Source organism: Achromobacter sp. SIMBA_011 (assembly GCF_046535435.1).
Lineage (GTDB): Bacteria > Pseudomonadota > Gammaproteobacteria > Burkholderiales > Burkholderiaceae_B > Achromobacter > Achromobacter dolens.
On record NZ_JAWRWN010000229.1, the window covers coordinates 1 to 307 of the forward strand.

Consider the following 307-nt stretch of genomic DNA (forward strand, 5'->3'; position numbering starts at 1 on the left):
CTCGATCCCGTAGATCTTGCCGTTGAGCTTGTCCGCGAACTTCTGGATGTCGGCGAACGACTTCAGGCCGCCCTGGTACACGTAGTCCGGCACTGCGAGCGTGTATTTCGCGCCGGTCAGGTTCGGCGTGGCGAGCACCTTGATCTGCCCGGCCTTCGTGAACGGCTGGATGATCGGGTCCATCGTCGGCGACCAGTAGCCGAGGAACACGTCGATCTGCTTGCTCTTGATGCCCGCGAACGTGATCGGCACCGACGCGATCGTCTTGGTCGGCGTGTAGCCGAGCCCCTGCAGCATCGCCGATGCG

Annotated in this window: 1 protein-coding gene; it reads right to left on the reverse strand. The window is 63.2% G+C overall.

Annotated elements, in window-relative coordinates; genetic code table 11:
• The coding region (locus SB816_RS30705) for a glycine betaine ABC transporter substrate-binding protein (RefSeq protein ID WP_410548079.1) at nt 1-307 on the reverse strand (307 nt) is incomplete at both ends.